Consider the following 6,422-nt stretch of genomic DNA (forward strand, 5'->3'; position numbering starts at 1 on the left):
ACAGGACCTCCACCGGCCCAGCATCCCCCCACGGGGTTCCGCCGGGATGGTCCCCGCCGACGGTCTGGCCGTCGCGGACGATGACGCCCTGGTTGCCGCTCTTGGGATTGGCGAACATGGCGTAGCACAGCGTGCCCGCCGACACGCCAAACCTCCTCGTCCATCCCTGCTCCTCAACGATCCGCACGGAGTGTCCGGCCGCGCGGATGCGCTCGCCGTCCCCTGGCTCACCGGCGCGCCCACGCGGCGTTCGGCGAGGTGCCGCCCATCCAGTGCGTGGGGATGCCGTGGCCGCTGGTCAGCCGCTCCGCGCCACTTGGACGTGCTCAGGGCCGTCAGGTCCTCGCAGACCGCCGATGAAGGTTCCCGAGGTGTACGTTCGGGTGTACTGGCCCGGGCAGTGTTCGGTGACAATGGCCGGCTCCGGCGCGTTCGGCCATGGCCAGGGCTGGCGCGGCGGGCCGGGGATCGGCGTCTCACCGTCGTCTCCGTCGAACAGCCGCCCGTAGGGGTCGGGGATCACACCCCAGCCCCAGCACGGCAGCGGCCGGTCCGGCACCATGCCCAGAACCTGCTCTGGATCAATCTCCTCGGGGCCGACCGTGCAGCGGTGGCGCCAGTTGTCGCCGAGGTCGAAGGTGTAGCCGAACTCCTCGTCCAGGCCCAGCACGTCGCCGAGGCGGAGTTCATCGGCGTCCAGTTCCCGCGCCGGGTCGGCGTCGTCGGCGTAGCGGAACTCGGTCACCGTCTTGCCGAGCTTGGGCAGGGTGAACTGGTGCAGGTGGCTGCGGTCCCACCGGGCGAAGGCATCATCGATGGCCTCGGCGAAGGTGTGGAAGGTGTGCGCCGGGGACACGGCGAACACTCGGCCCGGGCAGGGCCACAGCTCGCCGGCTGATCCGCCGCTGAGCAGTTCCACCCGAACCGACCACCAGCTGAAATCCTGCCGCCGTCGACTCATGCCGCCATTCTGCTCTTCACCCTGACCGTGCCGGGCGAAATCAGCCAGAGCCGGCGGGTGCGAGCACTCGCGGTGTCGACGGGCCCGCGGGACCTACTTCGCCGGGATCACCACCGGCAGGAACGCCATGGTGACGAACCGCTGCGGATCTTGAGGCGCTTTCATCAGGTAGTTCTGACGAAGTTCTGGCTCGGTGGTTGAACCTGCTGAGCAGAAGGCGGCGTGGCTGCGGATCGCCTCGTCGGCCTTCTTGATGATCTCTGTGGGGTTCCCTCCCTGAATGAACAGGATGAGTGCTGCCTTGGTGTCCCGCCACGCGGTGTAGCCCAGAAGCTGATCGATCGCGTCGACAAACTTCTTCTGGCCGCCCCACATCTTGCACTCGCCGATGAAGACGTTGCGGTCCTTCCAGCTCAGCAGGATGTCCGTCTTGCCTGAGAAGTTGAAGACCTCACCCCGCACTGCTCCTTCGTAGTTGGCGTTGAGCACGAACAGAAGAAGGTCACGAAAGCCTTCTTCACCCAAGTGGAGGGCGGTTGCCGGGAGGCGTTCAGCCGCTCTGCTCATCCCGCTGATCGTCCTGACGACATCCTCGTACATGTCCTCGGCCAGCCGGGGGTCGTCTCGTCCCGGGGCGGGGGCAGCCGGTTCGATGCGCAGTTGCTTCCGCGTGAACGGGACGTGGATCTGCCGGTCCGGAGGAGCGGGGGCCAAGGGAATGTTGAGCGCCGAGGACAACGCCTCTGCATGATCAAGCAGCTTTTTGCGCTCGCGGACCGCGCGGCTCACCTCCAAGCGCAGGCGCCCCTCCCATTGCTGAACATCGTTCTCGGCCCACCGCAGCCGCTGGGTCAGCTCTTCCCGCATGCTCGCGACCTGCTGATCCACCAGCTCCGGAGTGAGGCGGGGAGCTTGGACGTAGAACACCAAGGCGTCATCGCGAATGCTCGCGCGAGGGGGTGAGTTCAGGTGACGGGTGCTCGCTTGACGCCTGAACAGTTCCGGCTCGCCAGTGAAGGGCACGATCACTGAGAACTGCTGTCCAGGCACCTGCTCCGCGTAGTACCCGCTCTGCCAGCTGATCCTCGCCTCGCTGATATCGGTCCGGGTCATTGCGGTGAAATCGACCTGCGCCGGCTGGACCGCGTATTCGCTTACCAGGTGCTCGATGACGGCGGCCGGCGAGAAGCGGATCTGTTGGGCTGGGATCTGGCCAGCGGCTTTCACCGCTGCATCCAGCCGCTGCTGTAGATAGTCGTTCAGGGCCCCGTTGCTGAAGAGCTCACTATCCATCACGGGGAAAGTCTGCACCAGGCCGCCGGTCCGGCGCCCCCTGGCGCCTGCCCGGTCATACCGCAGAACCTCCCTGGTCGGGGAGAACCCGCGGCCTACCGCGAGCAGATCACCGCGCTCACCGCCCAGGCTGAGGACGCCCGGCAGCGCGCCCGCCGCGCCGAGACCCAGGTCGACGCCGACGCCGTGGAACTGCGGGCGTTGCGCGGCGCGGCCTCTCACGGTGATGGTTGAGCCGATCACCTACGGACTGCCCGTGCGGCCGCGACCGGGCACGGTGAGATCGCCCTGCCATCTCGCAATGCTCTCTGCGTCCCGTGCCGGAGGGGGCCAGATCTGGCGGGCGTGTCCACGCGGACTTCGGCGTCGACGGCCCGGAACTCCTGGCCTTGCAGGCCGAGGCGCTGGATGCGGCCTACCGGGAGGTCGCTGGGCGGTTGCCGGCTGATCATGTCGTGCAGCTCCGCCGGGCTAGGCGGCCCCAGCGGGACCTGCGTCCCCTGCCGCAGGGCGGCGACTAGTTGCGGGTGGCGGTCTGCTTGGACACGCTCGCCCCATAGACCTCGGCCAGGTGGGCGGAGATCTCCCCATGGGTCAGTCCCTTGGCCGACAGCGACAAGACCATCTCGTCCACCCCCGACAGCCGGCGCTGCCGCTTGCGGACGAGCTGGGGCTCGAAGCTACCCGCCACATCCCGCGGCACCCGCACCTCCACCGGACCGACGTCGGTCACCACGGTCTTGGTGCGGCTGCCATTGCGGCTGTTGCCGCTGTTCTTCCCGGCTGGGTCGTGCTTGTCGCAGCCGAGGTGATCGGTGACCTCGCCTTCCAGGGCCGACTCCAGCACCCGCTTGGTCAGATGCTGCAGCAGGCCACCCTCACCGGTCAGCTGCAGCCCTTCACCCCCGGGCCCGGTCCACGAGCATCGAGATCAGCTGCTCGTCCGTCATCGAGCGGTCCGGCTCGACAGGCAGTTGGTTCATGGACAGTGACTCCACGGCGGTCTCGGACATCAAACGTCTCTTCCTTGATCATCAGATCCGCCGTTAGTTTTACAATCCCGGAACTGACCGCACTTGTTCGGGAGTTTTGACCGCGCTTGGCGGCCGTCAGCATGATCACCACAGGAATGGCGGCAGTACATCCCCGGCGCGCCATGCCAGCGAACCTGTCCAGCCAGCCTCCCCAGTAGAGCCGGATCATCCTCGCCCGTAGATCCTGGCCACCAGGGAGGGAGCTGGCCGCCGCCCGGCATCCTCGATTTGTCAGTTGAGGAATTTCCCGGTATCGAGCTTCAGGTCCCACGGGTCGGGGAGCAGCAGGAGTTCACCCAGCATCACGGCGTCCTGCTGCACGTATCCGCTTCGTCCAGGCTGGCTGAGCAGCCGAGCGGTCTTCTCAAGCGGGTCGATGACCAAGTACAGCGGCACCCCGGCCAGGGAACAACTGTGCGGCTTGAGTAGGTTGTCGTCGTCACGCGAGCTCGGCGAGACCACCTCGACGACAAGCAATGTCTGGTCGGCGTAGACGTTCTCCGCGTCCCACATCCGGGGTTCGGCCGGTACCACGGTGATGTCGGGCCGATATCGGTCGACCTGCGTTCCGAGGAACAGTTTGATGTCGTTGCAGGCGGTCCATCCGCGCTGGTCGGCGAAGGCCATAATCTGCAGCAGCAATCGGAAGATCATCCGATTGTGATCAAGGGTGGGCACTTCGCGGATCACGATCCTGCCGTTAACGATCTCGACTCGCTGGTCTGGAAAAAGGTCACACACCCGCTGATAGCGCTGCTCCAGGTCGCGTCGTCCGGCGTCGTGCGGCGTGCTCATGGGCGGAGCCAGCATGGTTCTCATGTCTGCATCTTCCCCCATCACGCAGTGAACCCAACGTAGTTATGCGTCACCGACCGTATCCGCCTGTCGGATGGCCAGGGCCGGGGCCCACAGGCAGCGCCGACTGTCCATGCGGACCGCCTGCCTCAATCAGTGGCCATGGTGGCGTGGACGCCTCTTGCAGCCACTCGCTGAAGACCGACGCTTGGTGCCCGATGAGGGGCGCTGCGCTGCATGAGGCTCGGCTGCGGAACCGCTTCGACCGCGCCCGACAGCCGATCAGGTGGATCCTGCCGCACAGGCAGGGCAGGCCATCGGGTGGAGTGCTCGGCCTCCTTCTGGCGATACTGCCGCCGAACGCCGAACGCCGAACGCCATCTGGCCGCTGACTGGTGGCATCTGTTCGCTGAAGCGCCTGACCCCCGTCGTCTCCCGCAGCTACTGATCCTGGCTCGCTCCAGAGATTTGGCTGAATCGGTGCAGGCACCTGTTGGGCTTAGTCGTCGCTCTGGAAGGTGGAAGACTTGGGCTCTTCACTTCTGCTGAAGCTTTCCCACGCCCCCATACAGGCCGGTCTGCGCTGGAGGGATGTCTTCAGCGACCCCATCTGGTCGCCATTCCGGGACGAACACCACGCCGGGGTCGACGAGGTCGAAGCCTGCGAAAAATTGTGTGACCTGGTCCTGATCGCGTAGCGAGGTCGGCGAGGTTGCCCGCGCGTAGACGGTTTTCACCCGATTGAACAGCCGCCGCTGGTCTGCGAGCGCGCTTTGATATCCCGTCGCGGTGCCGTGGCTGATGGCCAGGTAGCTTCCAGGGGGCAGGGCATCGCGGAAGGTGCCGATGATGTCGGCGGGCCCGTCGGAGTCGTGGACGAAGTGCAGCAGGCCCAGCATTAGGACGGCCACCGGGCTGTTTTCCCAGTCCAGGAACATGCGTACGGTCGGATCGGACAGCAGTTCCTGCGGGCGGCGAACGTCTTGTTGCACGGCTCGGACCCGGTCGGTGGAGTAAGCGACCAGCGCACGCATGTGCGTCATGACGACGGGGTCGTTGTCGACGTATACGATGTTGGCCTGCGGTGCCAGTTCGTGGACGTTACCCCGAGTAGGCAGGCCGGAGCCGATGTCCAGGAACTGGCGAACCCCTTGGCCGACCAGGTAATGGACCACTCGGCGAAGGAAGTGACGATTTTCCCGCATGGATGGCCTCACGTTCGGGCTGCTGTCGTTCATCCACTTGGCGGCCATGCGGTCCGCCTCAAAATTGTGGCTCCCACCAAGTTGGTAGTCGTAGATCCGGGCGACGTTGGGGATGGTGGTATCGACACCCGTTGTCCAATCCTCGTTGGGCACGCCAGTCACCTTTCTGCTGCGGCAACAGGTCTGATGGCACCAGAAACAGCGTCACGGCTTTCCATCAGACGCCAAGTCGTGGTAAGGCCTTCCGCATCATTTCAGACGGAGGCATTTCACGCGATTCGCGGCGGCGCACATCGGGCGTAGTCGTGCCCCGGGCGAGCCAGTCCGCACCAGGAGCACGACCACGACCATCGGTGGTCGACCGGCGACGCTTCCTCGGGCAGTCCGCATTCCAAGGAGAAGGCGCGGGCGCAGTCGTCCAGGCGGTGGTGAGGCTCCACCGAAGCCGACTATCAGGGCCTCGAATGGCACACGGGCTCCTTTGGTCATCAGGTGGTTGAGGCCGGGTGCGGCGCTCGATGTGGGGATATGAAGCTCGGCAGCGCGGACGATGGCATCGATGAGGTGGACGACGCGTTCGGCGCGCCACGCGAAACATCGTGGTTCGCGGGCCTCGCGAAGCGCGTTGGCGAGGTCAAGGACACCCAGGCCGCGACTGGAGGTCCAATGATCGGGACGGGAGGGAGGATGTCCCAGCTCCGGTCGCTGTAGGCGCGGTGCAGCACGTGGCCGTCATGGAATTCGGGTCGGGCAGGACAAGGGCGCCCTCGGCGCCGTGGATCTCCAGGTGCGGAGCTTGGGAGTCAGCGGCGTCGAAGCTCGTGGTCAGCGTGACCGGCGTCCCGGTGCCGGCGTCCAGCAGAGCGGCCACGTAGGTGGGTGCCTGCGCGGTGAACAGAGGGCTGGCATGAGGCCCGGAGCGCACACGTCGGCCCGTCCGGGTGCGGGACGTGACCGAGCGGACGTGCCGCGGACCGACGAGGGAGTCGAGCGCGCTGATGTACTAGCCTCGCGCTTTCGTCGAGGTGACGGCCTTGGTTGATCGTTTAGAAGCGAAAAGTGCCCTGAACTGGGAGGATTGGACTTGCTGAGGATCCTGTCCGCACCAGTTCGAAAGGCACTTTTCGAGTGCAG

Annotated in this window: 4 protein-coding genes and 1 pseudogene; all 5 read right to left on the reverse strand. The window is 65.9% G+C overall.

Annotation, left to right across the window (positions count from 1 at the left end):
- Window positions 1-298 precede the first annotated feature (298 nt).
- Entirely contained in the window at window positions 299-961 is a 663-nt protein-coding gene (locus DQ384_RS39990) for an IS1096 element passenger TnpR family protein (RefSeq protein WP_114034103.1), read from the reverse strand.
- 93 nt (window positions 962-1,054) lie between these two features.
- Window positions 1,055-2,497 carry a hypothetical protein gene (locus tag DQ384_RS39995; RefSeq protein WP_147269105.1) on the reverse strand — a complete coding sequence of 481 codons (1,443 nt, stop codon included), beginning with the start codon at window positions 2,495-2,497 and terminating at the stop codon, window positions 1,055-1,057.
- A 280-nt stretch (window positions 2,498-2,777) separates the two neighbouring features.
- Window positions 2,778-3,204: pseudogene (locus DQ384_RS40005) on the reverse strand (transposase); the annotation flags it as partial.
- A 315-nt stretch (window positions 3,205-3,519) separates the two neighbouring features.
- Window positions 3,520-4,107: a Uma2 family endonuclease gene (locus DQ384_RS40010; protein ID WP_181871705.1), complete on the reverse strand. Its 588-nt coding sequence runs from the start codon at window positions 4,105-4,107 to the stop codon at window positions 3,520-3,522.
- 512 nt (window positions 4,108-4,619) lie between these two features.
- Complete coding sequence (locus DQ384_RS40015; protein ID WP_114034107.1) at window positions 4,620-5,441, reverse strand: SAM-dependent methyltransferase; 822 nt, start codon at window positions 5,439-5,441, stop codon at window positions 4,620-4,622.
- Window positions 5,442-6,422: the final 981 nt, after the last annotated feature.

Source organism: Sphaerisporangium album (genome assembly GCF_003323745.1).
In the GTDB taxonomy this organism is placed as follows: domain Bacteria; phylum Actinomycetota; class Actinomycetes; order Streptosporangiales; family Streptosporangiaceae; genus Sphaerisporangium; species Sphaerisporangium album.